Annotated in this window: 12 protein-coding genes and 2 pseudogenes; 4 read left to right on the top strand and 10 right to left on the bottom strand. The window is 42.3% G+C overall.

Annotated features, from left to right (window positions below):
- Positions 1 to 30 precede the first annotated feature (30 nt).
- The 9 genes and pseudogenes from QUD05_RS06805 to QUD05_RS06765 all read right to left on the bottom strand — a co-directional run bounded on the left by QUD05_RS06805 (position 31) and on the right by QUD05_RS06765 (position 13,362).
- Positions 31 to 408, bottom strand: coding sequence for a hypothetical protein (locus QUD05_RS06805; protein ID WP_289795405.1), 378 nt, complete (start codon positions 406 to 408; stop codon positions 31 to 33).
- A gap of 417 nt (positions 409 to 825) precedes the next feature.
- A pseudogene (gene ilvD / locus QUD05_RS06800) lies at positions 826 to 2,510 on the bottom strand (dihydroxy-acid dehydratase).
- A gap of 564 nt (positions 2,511 to 3,074) precedes the next feature.
- The gene (locus QUD05_RS06795; protein ID WP_289795404.1) at positions 3,075 to 3,749 is read right to left on the bottom strand and encodes a calcium-binding protein; all 675 of its coding nucleotides are present in this window, start codon (positions 3,747 to 3,749) and stop codon (positions 3,075 to 3,077) included.
- Between the two features lie 1,263 nt (positions 3,750 to 5,012).
- Positions 5,013 to 5,711 (bottom strand): calcium-binding protein, encoded by a 699-nt coding sequence (locus QUD05_RS06790; RefSeq protein ID WP_289795403.1) that lies wholly within the window; start codon positions 5,709 to 5,711, stop codon positions 5,013 to 5,015.
- A gap of 555 nt (positions 5,712 to 6,266) precedes the next feature.
- Positions 6,267 to 6,860 carry a calcium-binding protein gene (locus QUD05_RS06785; RefSeq protein ID WP_289795402.1) on the bottom strand — a complete coding sequence of 198 codons (594 nt, stop codon included), beginning with the start codon at positions 6,858 to 6,860 and terminating at the stop codon, positions 6,267 to 6,269.
- Positions 6,848 to 6,970 carry a hypothetical protein gene (locus QUD05_RS06780; protein WP_289795401.1) on the bottom strand — a complete coding sequence of 41 codons (123 nt, stop codon included), beginning with the start codon at positions 6,968 to 6,970 and terminating at the stop codon, positions 6,848 to 6,850. Before QUD05_RS06780 ends, QUD05_RS06785 begins: the two co-directional genes overlap by 13 nt.
- Positions 6,971 to 8,013: 1,043 nt before the next feature.
- A complete protein-coding gene (locus QUD05_RS06775) occupies positions 8,014 to 9,012 on the bottom strand; it encodes a calcium-binding protein (RefSeq protein WP_289795400.1) in 999 nt (332 codons plus the stop codon).
- On the bottom strand, positions 8,981 to 9,496 hold the full coding sequence (locus QUD05_RS06770) for a calcium-binding protein (protein WP_289795399.1): 516 nt from the start codon (positions 9,494 to 9,496) through the stop codon (positions 8,981 to 8,983). Before QUD05_RS06770 ends, QUD05_RS06775 begins: the two co-directional genes overlap by 32 nt.
- 722 nt (positions 9,497 to 10,218) lie before the next feature.
- Positions 10,219 to 13,362: a coiled-coil domain-containing protein gene (locus QUD05_RS06765; protein ID WP_289795398.1), complete on the bottom strand. Its 3,144-nt coding sequence runs from the start codon at positions 13,360 to 13,362 to the stop codon at positions 10,219 to 10,221.
- Between the two features lie 541 nt (positions 13,363 to 13,903).
- On the opposite strand from QUD05_RS06765, the pseudogene QUD05_RS06760 reads away from it, so the two are divergent.
- From QUD05_RS06760 to QUD05_RS06745, 4 genes and pseudogenes are all read left to right on the top strand, one after another.
- Positions 13,904 to 15,185 (top strand): annotated as a pseudogene (locus QUD05_RS06760) (histidine kinase).
- A gap of 142 nt (positions 15,186 to 15,327) precedes the next feature.
- A complete protein-coding gene (locus tag QUD05_RS06755; protein ID WP_289795397.1) occupies positions 15,328 to 15,789 on the top strand; it encodes a BON domain-containing protein in 462 nt (153 codons plus the stop codon).
- A 183-nt stretch (positions 15,790 to 15,972) separates the two neighbouring features.
- On the top strand, positions 15,973 to 16,407 hold the full coding sequence (locus QUD05_RS06750) for a CAAD domain-containing protein (RefSeq protein ID WP_289795396.1): 435 nt from the start codon (positions 15,973 to 15,975) through the stop codon (positions 16,405 to 16,407).
- A 343-nt stretch (positions 16,408 to 16,750) separates the two neighbouring features.
- Positions 16,751 to 17,158 (top strand): hypothetical protein, encoded by a 408-nt coding sequence (locus tag QUD05_RS06745; RefSeq protein ID WP_289795395.1) that lies wholly within the window; start codon positions 16,751 to 16,753, stop codon positions 17,156 to 17,158.
- A 347-nt stretch (positions 17,159 to 17,505) separates the two neighbouring features.
- Here QUD05_RS06745 and QUD05_RS06740 read toward each other — a convergent pair whose 3' ends face one another.
- Positions 17,506 to 19,056, bottom strand: a complete 1,551-nt coding sequence (locus QUD05_RS06740) for a metallophosphoesterase family protein (protein ID WP_289795394.1) — start codon at positions 19,054 to 19,056, stop codon at positions 17,506 to 17,508.
- Between the last annotated feature and the right edge of the window lie 88 nt (positions 19,057 to 19,144).

The raw sequence follows: 19,144 nt of genomic DNA, 5'->3' as shown, positions 1-19,144 counted from the left end.
CTCGTTATTCTTCCTTAATGCTGGAATTTCTTAGTTACCTGCGATAAACTTTTGCGCTTGTTCAATAGCGGCGTTTAACTCTTCCTGACTGCTAGCTTTCACCTTCAGTTTTTTACCGTTAGCTTCAACTTCCAATTCAATGGTTTTGTTACCCAAGCGATCGCCCAAAAATCCCAGTAATTTCTTAAAATTGGCAAGGCTTACCTCTGTCTGCAACACCCCCACCAGAAAACCACCAACAGATTTGGCTCCTTCGGGTATTTCTGTAGCTGCTACTAATTCAGCACTTTCAACATCTAAGTCTTTGATTTCTCGCAGCAGATACTGTGCTTCCCGTTCTTGCTCCTCTGCATCTAAGTCTGGATTAGAAAGAGCGATCGTCAGTTTGACATTAGATTCAGAACTCATTTTGTGCCCTTTTAGGTTTTTCAGCAGTTGATGGTCAATAGTATTTCTGTAGTATATCGATTGACATCACATCTTCTATGTAAATTTCCTGAAACTTTTTCAAGATTTTTCCAAAAACTCATAAAATTCAGGCCAAAATCTGGTATAAATACAGAACATCCCTCTTCAATAGCTTCCAAACTTAGAGGCAATCAACAGTATTTCATCTGACAAGTTGTTTCGATACAGCAATTTGTTTTACCACGCTTGCGATCGCAAAGTAAGTTACGAGTTTGTCCTTGCAACTTCCTTAGAAGCGATCGCTAGATCAAACTATTACAGGACGGCATAAATCCAGCGACTATCTCAAATAACCAGACAAGGGGCGGAAGCCCCTTGTTAAAGGTAGGCAAACTTGCGCCACAGTTGTTAAGTTAACTAAAACAAGTCCAAATCTGTCACAGCACCAATACTGCTAGAAGATACCAATTTGGCATATTTCGCCAACACGCCTTTAGTGTAACGCGGAGCCGGAGGTTGCCAATTGGCACGACGACGGGCCAGTTCTTCTTCAGATATATTCAACTGCAATAAACGAGCTGGTGCATCAATAGTAATACTATCGCCTTCTTCTACAAGCGCGATCGCCCCACCAACTGCTGCTTCTGGTGCAACATGACCAACCACCATGCCGTAAGTACCGCCAGAAAAACGTCCGTCGGTAATTAATCCCACCGCATCACCCAAACCTGCACCGATAATTGCTGAAGTGGGAGCCAACATTTCTCGCATTCCAGGGCCGCCTTTAGGCCCTTCGTAGCGGATTATGAGAATATCACCAGCTTGAATCTTACCAGCCAAAATTGCATCTAAAGAGGCTTCTTCGGATTCAAACACCCGTGCGGGGCGGTAATTACTGGTTTTTTCACCCCAGTAATTTTGGCGACAGCCCCTTCCGTTGCCAAATTACCTCTGAGGATGGCTAAATGTCCTTGAGGATACATCGGGTTATTCCAAGGACGAATCACATCTTGATTGGCAGATGGTTCTTCTGGGATGTCTGCTAATATCTCTGCAATAGTTTGACCGCTGATGGTGAGGCTATCACCGTGTAATAAATCATGCACAAGTAACATCTTCATTACTTGCGGAATGCCACCAGCTTTGTGCAAATCTGTAGCGACATACTTCCCACTGGGTTTCAAATCACACAAAACGGGAACGCGGGCGCGGATAGTTTCAAAGTCGTCTATAGTTAAATCTACCTCAGCGGCACGGGCGATCGCTAAAAAGTGTAGTACTGCATTGGTCGAACCACCGACTGCCATAATCACAGAGATAGCATTCTCTATAGATTTGCGGGTGATAATTTGACGAGGCAAGATTTGTTTACGAATGGCTTCGACTAAAACGAATGCTGATTTCTCCGTGCTGTCGGCTTTTTCGGCATCTTCCGCCGCCATTGTCGAAGAATATGGTAAACTCATCCCCAGCGCTTCAAATGCTGAAGACATGGTGTTAGCTGTGAACATTCCCCCACAAGAACCAGCACCCGGACAAGCTCGACCTTCAACCTCTAATAATTCCTTTTCGTCAATTTTTCCAGCACTGTATTGACCAACAGCTTCAAAAGAACTGACAACAGTTAAATCGCGTCCGTTATAGTGACCGGGTTTAATTGTCCCACCGTAAACAAAGATAGCCGGGATATTCATCCGGGCCATTGCCAGCATTGCCCCTGGCATATTTTTATCACAACCGCCAATAGCCAGCACACCATCCATACTTTGTCCAGTACAAGCGGTTTCAATGGAATCGGCAATCACTTCCCGCGACACTAGGGAATATTTCATCCCTTCGGTTCCCATCGAAATCCCGTCGCTGATGGTTATTGTGCCGAACACTTGCGGCATCGCCCCGGCGGTTTTAATCCCTACCTCTGCTCTTTGCGCCAGTTGATTTATCCCCATATTACAGGGAGTGATCGTGCTGTAGCCGTTGGCAATGCCCACAATGGCTTTGTTGAAATCTTCATCTTTAAAACCAACTGCACGCAGCATAGCTCGATTAGGCGATCGCTGCACCCCTTGCGTCACAATTTGGCTTCTCAAATTATCCGACATCTTTTTTCCTTCCGTGCCATCATCGCAACTGTTGCGATTGTATTACCTGATGATTTTCTCATGCCTGGGCGGTGCGATCGAATATGAGTAATTCTCTATGTTTCACCGTGTCTTTTGGTCAGCCCTAATTAGAATAAATCTTCATCTAAGCATTTGTATAAAATAGGGATGATTCTTTTTGTGTGTTAGGTATCTGTATCTATAGTGCCGGAAATACTAATATAGAATCGCGTAAAAAAACATACCATTTCAAATATAAGAGCTTGGAATATAATTATTCTTTTTACTTCCGCTTTGCAGTACTTAGGGATAGCAAGACGAATTTAAATATGAAAAAAAGTCATTGCCCCAAGCTGAGGCTCTGACTTTCTATGTTTATAGCTTAGTATATTGATATTGATTCCGGTGCAAAGATGAAGAGACTCTAACTTTGCACTAGAGTTATTCTTCAAAATTATATCTGCCTTGAAAATAGTGACTAGGGACTGAGGACTGGGAAAGAGATGTTTTCATTCTCTAGTGCTTTCTGCATTCTGCCTTATTTTCAAGGCAGGAATATTAAATTTAAAGAATGAAGTCACTTGACACTACTTGTGGTGCTCCTATAAGCCGAATTTGAAACTCAGCCGACCGATCCCCATCAGTGCTACCTTCGAGAATACCTCCTGAATAACGGATTTGTCCGGGTGCGGAGAATTGGGCACTCCCAATGAAAGTGAAAGCTTGATTGCCCCCAATAGTCGAGTTGGCATCGATATCAAATAGATCAATTCGATCGCCTGGCAAATTACCGTTTCCACGAAAGTCAGTGATTAAGTCACGTGACGAAAGTGGACTATCAGAAATTGAGTTGTACTTGAAAACATCATTACCCGATCCTCCAGTGAGGATATCATTCCCACTACCGCCAGCCAGGACATCATTCCCATCACCGCCGATGAGAGTATCTTTGCCAGTACCGCCAGCGAGGATATCGTTGCCAGTACCGCCATCGAGCTTATCGTTGCCACCAGCACCGTTAAGAATATCGTTGCCAGCATTACCAAAGAGGCTATCATTGCCACTACCAGCGTTAAGGATACTGTTGCCACCACCACCTACAAGGGTACTGTTGCCACCACTAACATTAGCGATATCGCTCTCGCTCTGACCATTATTGCTACTACTGCTACTGCTATGACTACTAGAGCTGGCACTAACACTGCCGCTACCGTAAGAGATTGATATTGAAGTTGCCATTGATGAGTTTCTCCTAAACTTAGATCAGAAAAAAATTACGTCTTTACTTCCCCATTATAAAACGGCATTGCTGATTAAGAGTATGAATTTGATTTCCTTCAAATGCATAAAGTAAACAATTTCAAACATGGAATTTGGGAATTTTATAGTTTCATTCAGTAATGCCGACAAAACCAGGTCAAAACATCAAGAATGGCAATATATTCTTGAACAAACCTGATTGGTACAGGTCTTTACTATTAAGTTTGAATATTTGAGAATATTTGAGAATATTTAAGAAGTACTAGATGTATTTAATGAGGTTTACATCAAAATCGTACCAAAAATCATTTGATATCCTTGTACCTTATGTTTTCAGTTGTTTTAGTTGGAAAATACTAAGGTATAAGTAGATTTTTTCTACGTAATTATATAGATTTTAGGACATTGGCACTGTATTCATAATAACAATACTATAGTATTACTCTCCAGCAGACTTTTGGATAAATAGAAAAAAGAATAATTAACTTTCTTTTATTCTCTGGTCAGAATAAAATCGAAAACCTTTGTACAGATAGAGTTGGTTTTGCATATTGGTATTTGTTTAGTGGTTTCTGTAGTTATATATAACAAATAATTGCCAATAAGTTAAAAGCTTTGTTAGATGCATGAGACGAAGAAAAGCCTAAAGATTTGTGTAACTTGAATTCGTTTCCAGTCTTAAGACTCAAAATGTATTTCGAGAGTACTGCTGCCTATGCTCAAGCCAATGGAGGCAGAGCCTTACAGGATCAAGGCTGTATTTGAACTTAGTGTCATTCCCTTNGTTGACCAGTGCGTAGGCGTAGCCCGCACTTCTCTACGAGACGCTGCGCGAACGGCTGCGCTCAGTCACCGTAGACATCGCGCACCCCTAGCGTTACAATTTGGATATTGTGGCATCATCACAACTTTNTGCGATTGTATTAACAGATTTTCTCATGCATACGCAGCACGCTCGAACCTTAGCAAGCATTGGTAATTTTCTACTTTTGAGATGTGCTTTTGTTAGGTGCAGTTGATGTGAGCAACTTTGTTAGTATTTAACTGTGCTTGACTATAGCAATATCATTCTTGACAAGTTAAAGCCTACTGGATTTTCTCACAATTGGAGTATGTTTTGCTTTGCACCTAAATTATTCTTCAATATTAGACTTCTTGCATAAATCATAAATAACAACCCCACTCCTAAGCGCTTGCTTTTAGAAGTAGGGTGTTCAGCGCTTTTGCAAGAGGTCTATTAGATTAGAGGATAATGTCGCTTGCCACTAGTGATGGTGCTCCTGTCAGTCCAATCTCAAACTCAGCCGACAGATCCCCATCAGTGTTAGCTTGAAGAATACCTCCTGAATAACGAATCTGACGGGCTGCTGAGAATACGCCAGCCCCGATGAAAGTGAAGGCTTGGTTGCCCGCTACACTGGAGTTAGCATCAATGGTAGATAGATCGATTTGATCGCCTGCAAAGATACCGTTTCCAACGAAGTCAGCGATAACATCTCGTGACAAACCAGTAGGACTATCTGAAACTGAATTGAAATCGAAAATATCGTTGCCAGCACCGCCAGTAAGAGAATCAGTCCCAGCACCGCCAGTGAGGATATCGCTGCCAGCACCGCCATTTAGGGTATCGTTGCCAGCCCCGCCAGTGAGGATATCGCTGCCGAGATTACCATTTAGGATATCACTGCCAGCATTACCGTTAAGGGTATCGCTGCCGAGATTGCCGTTGAGGATATCGCTGCCAGCATCGCCATTTAGGCTATCGTCGCCGGCATTCCCGTTAAGGATATCGCTGCCAGCACCGCCATTTAAGATATCGTCGCCGCCATTGCCGTTAAGGATATCGCTGCCAGCACCCCCATTTAGGGCAGGGCGAAAGATAAATGGGGAACCGTTGATGGTATTGTTGTCATTAAAATTGGTACCGTTGATAATTGCCATTAGTAAGGTTCTCCTAAACTTAGTGGGNNNNAAAATAACCTCGTCACTTTCCCATCAGAAAACCGTGTTGCTGATTAAGAGTATGAATTTGGTTTCCCCCAAAGGTGTAAAGGAAACAGTTTCAAATATTGAATTTTTAAATTTCACACTTTCATTCAGCAACGCCGAGAAAACAAGGCAAAGAAATAACGAGTGGGAAGAGATAACTGAACCACACCTGATTGGAGCAGGTCTTTGCTGTTAAGTTTGAAGATTTGACAAGCACTAGATGTATTGATGATTTGGCATCAAAATTAAGCCAAGAGTAATGTCATGTCCTTATCCCGCATTTCTCACAAGCTCAAGGCGTTTGATGGAGGAAAGGAGAAGTAATGAGTAATGAGTAATGAGTAATGAGTAAAAACTTCTTACTTCTTACTCATTACTTCTCCCCGGCACTTGCGCAGGCTTTAAGAGGTGTGGTGAGAAATCCGGGTTATATCTTTACTGGTTGCAGTAGTAGGCTGCTATGAAACAAGCAAAGTTCCTCCTAATTTTCAAGGCAGGTCTATTAGATTAAAGGATGATGTCGTTTGCCACTATTGGTGGTGCCCCTTTAAACCTAATTTCAAACTCAGCCGACAGATCCCCATCAGTGTTAGCTTGAAGAATACCTCCTGAATAACGAACCTGACGGGCTGCTGAGAATACGCCAGCCCCGATGAAAGTGAAGGCTTGGTTGCCCGCTACACTGGAGTTAGCATCAATGGTAGATAGATCGATTTGATCGCCTGCAAAGATACCGTTTCCAACGAAGTCAGTGATCACATCGCGTGACAAACCAGGAGGACTATCTGAAACTGAATTGAAATCGAAAATATCGTTGCCAGCACCGCCAGTAAGAGAATCAGTTCCAGCACCTCCACTTATGGTATCGTTGCCAGCATCCCCATATAGAACATCACTGCCAGCACCCCCATATAGAACATCGCTGCCAGCACCCCCATATAGAACATCGCTGCCAGCACCCCCATTTAGGACATCGCTGCCAGCACCCCCATTTAGGACATCGCTGCCAGCACCCCCATTTAGGACATCGCTGCCAGCACCCCCATTTAGAGTATCATTGCCTAGCATTGCCGTTAAGGACATCGCTGTTAGCACCCCCATTTAGGATATTGCCGCCGAGCATCGTCGTTAATGACATAACTGCCAGCAAAGCCAAAGATAAATGGGGAATTGTTGATGCTACCGTCAAGCAAATTGTTGATAATTGCCATTAGTAAGTTTCTCCTGAACTGAGAAGGTAAAAATTAACCTCGTCACTTTTTCATCAGAAAACGAACAGTGTTGCTGATTAAGACGATGAATTTGGTTTCTCCCAAAGGTGTAAAGGAAACAGTTTCAAAGATTTAATTTTTAAATTTCACTCTGTCATTTAGCAACACTGATAAAACAAGATAAAGAAATAACGAGTGGGAAAAGATAACTGAACTACACCTGATTGGAACAGGTCTTTGCTGTTAAATTTGAAAAACACTGGACATATTAATGATGTTGGAATCAAAATTATGCCAAAAGTTATGTGATTTTTTTATATAGCAGTCGCCAAAGCCGTTAGGACAGTTTGCGGGAAACGCGTCTTCAACAGCGTACTTTGTGATTTTATTGCTGTCCTAAGCTCCCTGTCCGTTGCTATATCTTTACTGGTTAAAGTAGTAGGCTGCTATGAACCAAGCAAACTTCCTCCTCCAGAAGTGCATAACTTTTAGAACGTTTTGATTGTATTCACAATAATACAAACTATAGTATTACTTTCAAGCCTAACTTTTTCTATCTATAAGAAAGAGTAATTAAATCTATTTTATTTCTCTCACTAAAGCAAAATATGAAACCTTTGTTTAGATAGGGTTGGTTTTGCTTTTTGAGATTTATTTGGTGATTTATCTAGTTATGTATAACGAATTAATTGCCAATAACTTAAAAGCCTTGTTAACCAGTGCGNNNGTGNNNCCCGCACTTCTCTACGAGAGCTGCACGNNNCTTGCTTCCCCGGAGGGGTACGGCTGCGCTCAGNNNCACCGTAGACATCGCGACATCCCTTGCGTTACACAATGTGCCTTCTCAAGTTCTCTGACATCTTTTGAATTAATTGGCATCATNTGCAAGATTGCGATTGTATTACCTGATTTTCTGATGNNNACGCGGCGCAATTTAATAACTATAAACTATCAGAGAGGCAAGCTAAACNNNTCTCTATTTCCGACTATTNNNTTATCAAAATTCTGCATTCTGCCTTATTTTCAAGGCAGATAATATTAAATTAAAGGATAATGTCACTTTCTACTAGTTGTGGCGCTCTTGTAAGCCGAATTTCAAACTCAGCCGACAGATCCCCATCAGTACTACCTTGGAGAATACCTCCTGAATAACGGATTTGACCGATTGCAGAGAATGCACGACTCCCGATGAAAGTGAAGGCTTGGTTGCCTTCTTTAGTGGAGTTAGCGTCGATGGTAGATAGATCTATTTGATCCCCTGCAAGGATACCGTTTCCCACAAAATCAGCGATCGCATCCTGTAACAAACCAGGTTGACTCTCTGCAACGAAGTTAAAATCGAAAACATCGTTACCCAATCCTCCAGTGAGAACATCAGTTCCACCAACACCCGTGAGGATACCACCGTTACCAAAATCACCGCTAATCGTATCATTGCCAGATCCGCCAAGTAGGCTATCGTTGCCTAATCCGCCAACAAGGCTATCGTCGCCAGATTCGCCGTTAATCTTATCGTCGCCAGATCCGCCGTTAATCTTATCGTTGCCAGATCCGCCGTCAATCTTATCGTTGCCAGATCCAGTATTAATGATATCGTCGTCAGACCCGCCGTCAATCGTATTGTTACCATCACCGGCGTTAATCGTATCGTTGCCAAATCCGCCGACAATTGTATCGTCGCCAAATCCGGTGTTAATGCGATCGTTGCCCGATACACCGTTAATTATATTGTTCCCCGCTCCGGCGTTAATCGTATCGTTGCCTGAACCGGCGTTAATCGTATCATTGCCTGAACCAGCGTCAATCTTATCGTCGCCAGATCCGCCGTCAATCCTATTGTTGCCAGATCCGCCGTTAATCGTGTCGTTGCCAGATCCGCCTTGAATCCGATCGTTGCCAGATCCGGTGTTAATTATATCGTTGTCATATCCACCATCAATCGTATTATTGCCATCACCAGCGTTAATCGTATCGTTGCCAAATCCGCCGACAATTGTATCGTCACCAAAGCTAGGTGTTAATGCGATCGTTGCCAGATACACCGTTAATTATATTGTTCCCCACTCCGGCGTTAATCGTATCGTTGCCAGAACCAGCGTTAATCGTATCGTTGCCAGAACCAGCGTCAATCTTATCGTCGCCAGCTCCGCCGTCAATCCGATCATTGCCAGATACGCCGTTAATTGTATCGTTGCCAGATCCGGCTTGAATGCGATCGTTGCCATTACCACCTTGAATTTTATCGTCACCGTCAAATCCGCCGTCAATCGTATTGTTGCCAGATCCGCCGTCAATTATATCGTTGCCTCTTCCCCCGTCAATTGTATCGCTGCCAAATCCGCCCAGAAGGCTATCATTACCGTTTCCGGCGTTAATTCTATCGTCGCCAGAACCACCATTAATCGTATCGTTGCCAGATCCGCCCCTAATTGTATCGTTACCGTCAAACCCGTTGATGATATCAGGCAAAACAGAAAAAGAATTACCAAGATTGTCAGGCTGATTAGTACCGTTAATGGTTGGCATAGTGAATTTATCCTGAATTTAGAGGGTAAAAAATTACTTCGTCACTTCCCCAGTGGAGAAATAACGAGTGAGAAGATATAACAAATTAGACCTGATTAGAACAGGTCTTTGCTGTTAAGTCTAAAGATTTGAGAAACGATCTATTGATGATATTGGCACCAAAATAGATTGTGCCAAGAGTCATTTGATGTCCTTGTACCTGATGAATTCACCGTTTCTAGCAGCAATCTGCTAGCAAATAAGCAGATTATCTCCTACGGAATTGCATAGGTTTTAGGACATTTTTACTGGATTCAGAATAACAAGAGTATGATACTACCTCAAGCTTAATTTTTTCTATCTTTCAGAAATAATAATTAACTCTTTTTTGTTACTCTTGCTATAACGAAATATGAAATATTTTTTTCAGATAGAGTTTTTTGATATATCATTCAAGGGGAAAAAGGCTTTTCCGATTTGTGCACAGATGCGGTAATCATAAGTAATTAACAGGACTTGATATCACGATACTTTTTTGATAAATCAAAAAAGTGGCATTCATTTATAAAGACTGAATGCCACTTTGTATTTCTCAAAATTTCTGATGACGGAGATATTAGACTTCTTGTATAAGTCGGTAAAAGGGTAAGGGGGAAAGGGGAAAGGAACAATAAAAACCTTTTCCCTTTAACCTTTCCCCTTTTCCCGCTTCTTGCAAAAATTACTTTTGCAAGAGGTCTATTTTACCCAGGTAGAGTTATCCCCGTCACAGCGATCGCACCTGCGATCGCACTGGCGCAAAGAGAAGTAATCGCTGTGCCAAATATCCACCACGCAGCGTTTGCAACGGTTTTCTTGGTTTCTTCGGCTTGCTTTTTAGCTTGCTCTTGAATCGCTTTCAGGCGTTTTTGAGTTTCTTTCTGGATGCGTTCGGCTCGTTGTAATACGCCATCCCGCGCCGATTCTATTTGGTTAATTATGCGATTAGCATCGGCCTCGGAAATATCTTCACGAGAACTCAATACAGCAACTAAGGTGTCACGATCGAATTCACTGAGGCGATCGCGCAAGGCTTCAAATCCGGCTTGGGGATCGTCAAACACTTTCGCAAAGTCTTGCTTAATGCCTTCATAGTTGAGTTCGGAACGATTCAGGGAGTTGAGATAGTTGCGGACTTTGGCAAAAACTCCATCTAGCACTGATTGCACTCTCTGCTGAATCTGCTGGAATTGTTCGACAATTGAGCTGCGAACAGAATCAATTTGATCGACAATTCGGTTAGCTTCCTCTTCTGAGATATCCTCACGTTGGGATAATAGTGCCACAATTGTGGAACGGTCAAATTTCGCGGCGCGATCGCTTAAACTCCCAATTCCAGCGCGGGGAGAAGACAGCAGCAATTGTAAATCGCGTTTGATTCCTTCGGGGTTGAGTTCTTCTTTGTTGGTATTACGCAGATATTCTTCGAGATTGGCTTCAAAATCTAAAGCTTGTTGAGTGGTGCGCTTTGCTAAACGTCGTGGCGTTCTCAGGATATCACCAATGGCATCTTGAGCGCGATCGATAATCTGATTAACCTGCTCTTGGCTCAAGTCGCCGCGTTGACTCACGAGTTTAACCAAGGTTTCTCGATCAACATTAGATAAGCGATCGCGCAGTGCTGAGGCTCCAGCTTGAGGATCGTCGAGTAATTTCTCCAAATCGGCTTTGATACCTTCTGGATTAAGTTCTTCCAAGTTGGTATTGCGGAGATATTCAGCGAACCCTTCGGGAAGCTCCGCTAACGCTTTTGTAGTCTTTTCGTACTGTTCTTTCGCTTGTTGCGGTACTTGCAAAATACTATCTCGGACTGCTTCTAGCTGATCGAGAGTTTGGTTTACCTGTTCCTCACTCAAATCTTGACGCTGACTGAGCAATTGTACCAAGGTATCGCGGTCAAATTGGGATAGGCGCGATCGTAAAAGGTTAATTCCGGCTTGCGGATCGTCTAGTAAAACTCTAAACTCACGTTTGATCGCTTCGGGATTGAGTTCGTCTTTGTTAGTATTCCGCAGATATTCTTCAACTCTTTGGCGCAGTTCATCGGCTTTCGCTTTTGCTTGCTCTTGCAATTCCCTAGCACGATTCAAGAAATTATCGCGGTTGCGTTCGAGTTGACTAACAATATTATTAGCTTCCTCTTCGCTGATATCTTGACGCTGTTGGAGCAATTGTACAAAAGTATCGCGGTCAAATTGCCCAAAGCGGCTACTTAAATCTTCAAACCCAGCTTGTGGATCGTCTAGTAACTTGCCAAAGTCTCGTTCAATACCTTCGGGATTGAGTTCCTCTTTACCCGTAGAACGCAGATAATCTTCAATGCGGTTGCGGAAATCTTGACCTTTTTCGCGAGTTTGAGCCTGTTTGACAGTTTCTAAAACTTCCAGGCGATCGCTTTCCATTTGTTCGGAAATTTCTTTCACCCTAGCTTCGCTAATATCACCGCGCTGCTTCAACAAGTTGCTGAAATATTCTTGGTTGATTTCTTCCAACTCTCGTCTCACAGTTGTCGGATCTGCATTTACGTCATAGATGACTTCTTTAAATTCATCTACTAGAGTAATTCGGTTAAAGTGCCAAGGGAAGGAATGCAATATGTAGTCTTCTATATCTGCCTTAATTGCATTTTCCAGTGATATGGGTAATTTTGCAGATACTTGCTCAGTTGCCTGTTCTCTAAACTTTTGAAATTGTTCTGTGACTTGCTCAACATCGACATCTTGAACTTTTTCTTTCAGTTTTTGCAACTGAGTTGTAATTTTGTTCACATCGATATTAGAAAGGTTTACCCGTTCCATAACTGCTGGCGCAGCTGCACTTAAGCCATACCTAATAGCTTGCTTGATTACACCATTGCCATTACCGCTGCCGATTGTAACCAGTTCTTGAAGCCGTTCACCTAATTGCTCAGAATTAAGTTCTTCAGGAGTAGCGGACTTGAGTAAATTAATTACTTGTTCTGTGGGATTTTTGCGATTTAAAGCTTGTTGCCATGCACCTTCAAATTGGTCAGCAATGTTATTGATATCTTCTTTAGATAAATCGCCACGGCTGCTGATTAAATCAACAAATGTTTGGCGATTAACGTTTTGCAATAGATCGCTATTAGCAACAGATTGCAAATCTGTATCCTTCAGAAGTTGGTCAAATTGACTCCGAATTTCTTTGATATCCAGCTTTGGCAATTGCAGAGAACCTAAAGAACTTTGGAGAGTATTTTTAATACCTTCAGAATCAAAACCTGAAGTTAATTCCCGCCGGACTGCGGCTGTAATATCTTCAGCAGTAGAAATTAACTGTTTTTTTGCAGTATTCGCACCGATGCCAGCAGTTGCCGTGCCCATCAGAGTTTGAAAACCAGAAGTAACAGTATTAGATATAGAACCAATTAAAGAACCTACTGCTGATGAACCCAACCAAATTACTAGTGAAAAATAGGTAGACCAAATGACTACACCAATAATTGCTCCTAAAAATGCGCTTTCGATTAGGCTAAGTTTTACTGCTAAAAAACAAGCAATAAATAATGCGATGCTAACGGTTATTAATGCCCAAGCACCAACTTTCGCTTGACCTTTACGAATTGTCTTACCCAAACCTTCAGACTCATCATCAGAATCGGAGCCAATTTCCCAAGATGAAATTCCGACAGCGACTGAAAAGTTTGTCAACAACAATTGAAAGGCAAATGCCATCAAAACCCCAGCTAGCAGTGCCACCAACAATTTAGGCCCAGAAAAAACAACTGACGCTTCTTCTGGAGTTAGTACTTCCTGAGCTAAAGTTAGGGGCGCTAATCCAAAAGATAGCCAATTCCATCCAAAAAGAGTTAAAACACCTTGAAACATAGGACTTTCCCACTTCTACTCAATTAAATAGCCATTCATAAAATGGCTTATTTATCAGCTTAATTATTATTTATGTAAGCTGGCACTTTCTTAAGTAATAGGTTGGTTGTCCAAAAGTCGTATTTAAAAAAATAAATATTTATCTGGTCTCTAAAAGAAAACATATGATTTAGTTAACATTTTTTCTCGAAGAAAATTTATGAGGCAAAAGTAAATCTCATAAAACTATATCTAACGATATACTAGGTTATGAGCGGGTTAATTATAGTTAGTAGCAAATGTTAGAAAGTAACATTTTTTGGTATCAACTTTCTCAATAAAATTGATGTCAGAGATAATTGTTATAAAAACTTTAGAAAATAAAATATATTTTCTACTTAAGATTTAGTTACTAACTTTAGATAAAGACACCTATATCTAATGATAGAGATAAAAATTCTTCCAAGCGATTGATGAAAACGAAATAGAAAAATGTATTAATAAGGGTTATTACGAGCATATGAATTAGTAAATAATTGATTTTTGCTGAGGAGAAAGAATAATGGTGGTAGGTGTACATAAACGTGCTGTAGGTGTATTTTCTCATCGCCGAGATGTTGAACATGCTCTACATGAATTAAAAAAAGTTGGCTTTGACATGAACAGAGTTTCTGTCATTACCCAAGATGGGGACAGAGATGATATTGCTGGTGCAGATGTGAGCGATCGCGTTGGCGATCAATCTGACGAAGGTGCTAAAGTCGGAGCAGCTACAGGTGGTGCTTTGGGCGGATTGGCTGGCTTATTAGTCGGTCTTGGCACTTTAGCAATTCCTGGAGTCGGGCCAATTATGTTGGCTGGAGCCGCAGCAACTACCCTAGCTACAACTCTTGCTGGCGCTGGTATTGGTGCAGTGGCTGGTAGTTTGCTTGGTGCATTAATTGGTTTAGGAATTCCTGAAGAACGGGCTAAAGTTTACGACGAACGTGTTAAACGAGGACACTATTTAGTCATTCTCGATGGTACAGAGGCAGAAATACTTAGAGCAGAAGCAATTTTAAATCATCAGGGTGTGGAAGAGTTTGGCATTTACGACCACCCAGATGCGACAAATGCAACCACTGGTTATGTGACTCCAACCTCTACTGCGGGTTATAGTGGTGTTGCGAAACGCGCGATCGGGGTATTTTCTCATCGTCGAGATGCTGAAGTCGCAATTGCAGAATTGCGAGATGCAGGTTTTTCGTTGAATCAAGTCTCCATCATTGCCAAAGATACAGACGGTCATGGGATTGGTGGTGTAGATGTAGATAGAAATGTTGGTACTGGTAATAAAGCAGACGATGGTGCTAAAGCTGGAGCAGCTACAGGCGGTGTTCTGGGCGGCTTGACTGAGCTTATTGGTTGGACTTGGAACTTTAGCAATTCCTGGAATCGGGCCCGTAATTGCAGGTGGTGCAGTTGCAACCACTTTGGCGACAACATTAGCTGGTGGCGCGATCGGTGCAGCAGCAGGGAGTATTGTAGGCGCACTTGTTGGCTTGGGAATTCCTGAAGACAGAGCGCGAGTATATAGCGATCGCTTCCAAAGAGGCGACTACTTAGTAATTCTCGATGGTACGGAAGCTGAAATCCACCAAGCTGAAGCGATTCTCAAACATCGAGGTATTGAAGAATTTGCAATCTATGATGCTACTGAGATTATTGAATATCGCCCAGGTTCCGACCGAGTAACGCATAATGACGCAGCAGTAGTCGATCCCATTCGCCCTAATTACTCAACAGAGGCTCATAGAAACGATCCTGCTGTAGTTATTGTTGATCGTCGTGATGAAGTACTTTAATCCAAAGTAATTGTCATTGACGCTAATCCTACAAAATTGCAGGAGTAAAAATTTGAAACCTTTTCTCCTGACTAAAAAAACTTGCTCCTCACTTTTGCCGTAAATATCAACAAATTTCAGTTTCTAATTCAGAATTAAACCTATGCAAAAATTAACCCCCTTCGTAATTAGTTGCCTTTTAGTTTTTGGTGTTGCTGCTTGTGATAACGCTTCTAAAACAAGTGAATCTGCACCCAATAATCCTAACGAGGCTCCCCAAGCACCGAGTGCAAAAACAACAGAAGCTTCTCAAAAAGATGCACAAAGTGAAGTTCGTAGAAGACAACTCAATGAGGATATTCGCGCCCGCGAACAGCGTAATAATGTCACTGGTGGCGATACAAAAAGAGATCCAAGTGACTTAGCAAGTCAAGTTCGCTCAAAATTAGAGGCTAATATCCCCAAAGGTCAGCTAACAGTTAATGCCGCAGACGGTGGTGTTGTGACTGTCGCCGGAACTGTCACTAATCAGCAGGAGTTAGCTAAAATTGAAAGATTAGCTAAGGAAATTAAAGGTGTCAACAGTGTAGTTGTGAAAGCAACTGTCTCCACAGTAACTAACTAAAGCAGTTAACAACATTAAGTGAGCAGGTAGGCGTAAAGAGATTTAAATGCTCCTGCTCGGTCTAAGTGGTCAGTAATAAGTTTAACTGACCACTCATAATTGACAACTGACAACCTTAATAACTATATTTATTGATGCTCAGTTCAGTTATACAAAGTCTTGTAGTTACCAAACAGAAAAACTATGGAAACCGAACAACAGCAACGTGAATCCATCAATGCTTCCTTATCACAAGGTACGCTAGCACTTGAAGGTACTGATACTGCAAACTTGCCAAAGTTACCGCCAGCACATGAGCCTGAATCTCAATGGCAGCAAATTAGCAGACAAATTTCTCAATTTTTAGAGCAACTGCCCCAATACTTAAGTAGGTTTTTTCAGGACTACAAACAACCTCTAATAACCGTTGCTTTAATTTTTGCGGCGATTGTTACAGCTAGGCTAGTACTAGCGGCACTAGCTGCAATAAATGATGTTCCACTACTATCACCACTTTTTGAGTTAGTTGGAATTAGTTACACCAGTTGGTTTGTTTTCCGCTATCTACTGAAGGCTTCAACTCGCCAGGAATTAGCCGATGAAATTCAATTACTGAAAAACCAATTCGTGGGCGAGTAAATTTACTAACCATTAAAGTAAGATTTACACGGGCAAATAGAATTCGCAGCTACGCCAACTCTCATCCGCCTCTGCGGGCTTGGGTAAAGCCTCTTATAGTTGCAGTTTCTAATTGCCCTTTTAATGTTAGGTTGACTCAACTAAAACCCTTGTTCTACCAAGAAATGTAAATCAACAGTATTTAACCGGATTCCATTTTAGTCTTTTGGATACATCAAAAGATAGAGAATATAACATTATTTTTAAATTTAAGTCACTTCTCAAGATAGTAGTTCGCAGATGAGAAACAACCTAATCTAGTTTTAGAAGTTATTCAATAGATTCTTTAACGAGGACATAAATTATGGCTAATGAAGCAGTTAAGAGAAGTACAGATTCATCCGATCGCGCGGAAGTCGATACATATGATCGCGGCATTATCCCTGCTGAAACCGCCGCTAGAATGGAAAGAGAAGGAAATAAGTACAAAACACTTCCCACAGAAGAAGGGGAAGCAGATGCATCTACTGACGATCAAACCGATCCAGACAGTATACGTACCACTGACGGCTATACCGTGGACAAAGAAGGTTTGTTAAACAACTATGCAGTTGAACCAGAAATGTACTACGAAGAACCGGGTGATGCACGCCAGCAAGTGGCAGAAGATACGGCAGAACGTATCGAAGAACTTGGAGAAATTAATCAGGATGAGGAAGGCAAGTTGACAGATAAGGGTGACAGCCGTGGTAGAGGCTCAGGAGTAATTTAATTAACAACTATTTTGCTGGGTGCAATTACAGGTAAGAAGGCTTAATAGGTGGTTTCTAGAGACGCAATAACTGCGTCTCTAATTTTTTATATTTTGTCTTTAAGACCGCAGAGCGGCAGGGTTTTTAGGCTTTCTGCATATATAGCAACGGACAGGGAGCTTAGGACAGCAATAAAATCACAAAGTACGCTGTTGAAGACGCGTTTCCCGCAAACTGTCCTAACGGCTTTGGCAACTGCTATATTTGAGAATTATAACTAAACGTGAATTGGACAGACCTCACCCACCCAGCCTCCCTCTCCTGCGTAAGCGTTTTGGATCTCTACGGGTTTAATACAGCAGTATTACTAGATAATCAGTGGCTCAAGTTCACAATTATGCCATTGCCGCTGATACCATTCGGCAACCAAAGGACGAACAATAAACTTAGGCTGTCCATCGCCTTTAACGTCAATACGTAAACCTGAATAAGGTCGTCGCTTCTGAGAACCTTGACCGTTGCGACCGATGAAGAGATGCGATCGCGCTACTAACCTATTCTCCTCCATCAAATCTGCTCCCTCAATCCGTTGGCGTCGCAAACTAAACCCGCTACCACCACAAACAATCCAGTGGATATGAGAATCAGCGTGTCCCGTATCCATTGTTTCTAGGTGTTCCAAGCAGTGTGCGTGACCATTTATTACCAAATCGACTAAAGGACGACCCTGATTTAAAGAACCGATTTCTTTAGCTACCGCATTCAACACGCCACGCAAGCGATCGCGAACGATTAGAGTTTGTGCTTGTTCCCACTTCGTCGCCTCAGTTACATAAGGAGGATGATGAAAATAAATTATCCTTCCCCGAACTTCAGGATTATTCCAAGATTCAATTAATCTTTGCTTGAGCCAATCCAGTTGTTCAATGTCAGTCAGCGTTGTCTTATTAGTGGCTAGTTGCTTATCGATATCAACGATAATTTCTTCAATTTGTGACATCTTGGCATGGAAGTCATCTAATTGATCGGCTTCATTCGGGTTTTCCGGGCGAAGTTTGGCTGAGGTTTCAATGATTTGCTGCTTTTCTCGCTCGAAATCTTCACGACGTTTTTCTAAGAGTTTGCGATCGGCTTTACCTTTTTTTGTTTTCGGTAGCGGTGGTGGATCGTTAAAGGTATTAGAATCCAAAGCGAAGAAATCAATACCGCCATAACGAAAAGTGTAATAGCGATTGGGAAGGCGGGTAAATTGCCCAGGTTGATAAGAAAGACAACGACCTGTATCTGTCTTGGCTGTGTAGTGCCGATCTAAGTGACTGGCTAACTCTTCTGGAAGCTGAAACGCCTTCAGATAGTCGAGAAATGCCTTTGCGTAAGCGTCACCGCATCCTGAGCCATGCAAGCCCACATCTAGGTCTAACCGCGATCGCAACAGGTGACGAATGGGTAAGGTTGTTAGAGATGCCAAGCTCAATAAGATTGGCAAGTTATAGTAATCGTGATTTCCCGGCACAGGTAAAATGGGCAGCTTAAAAACCATCTGGTCATAAGCAATCCGTTTGCGATGCTCTATGCCAGAGATAAACTCTCGGTAAGGCTGGATGAAGTTTTGCTGGTAATATTCACTCGATCCAACTAAATAGATTACATCCCCCGTATGCAGCATAAACCGGGATTCGTTGTGATGAGGGAGCATAAGTTCAGCCACCTGTCGCTGGGGATTGTGTCCTCTGTGTCTACCGGAACCACTATCACCGACAACTAAAAATGAGAACTCAGAGTTGTCTGTTTGACCATCTTCCAACACCAGCCGAGTTTGGTCGATATCCCGTTCCACAATTAACGGATCTTGCCACCGCACCCGCTGATTCATTTTCCGAATTTTCTTAGCGATCGCTGGATCAGATACAAGTTTCAATGCAACCTACTCCTGAGTTTTCAATTGAAGGGGAGCAGGGAGAGCAGAGGGGCAGGGGAGCAGGGGAGGCAGGGGGAGCAGGGTTAAA

The sequence above is a fragment of the Nostoc sp. GT001 genome (assembly GCF_030382115.1).
Classification (GTDB): domain Bacteria; phylum Cyanobacteriota; class Cyanobacteriia; order Cyanobacteriales; family Nostocaceae; genus Nostoc.
The sequence above is the reverse complement of the archived record's forward strand: the minus strand, read 5'-3'. Positions and strand labels throughout refer to the sequence as shown.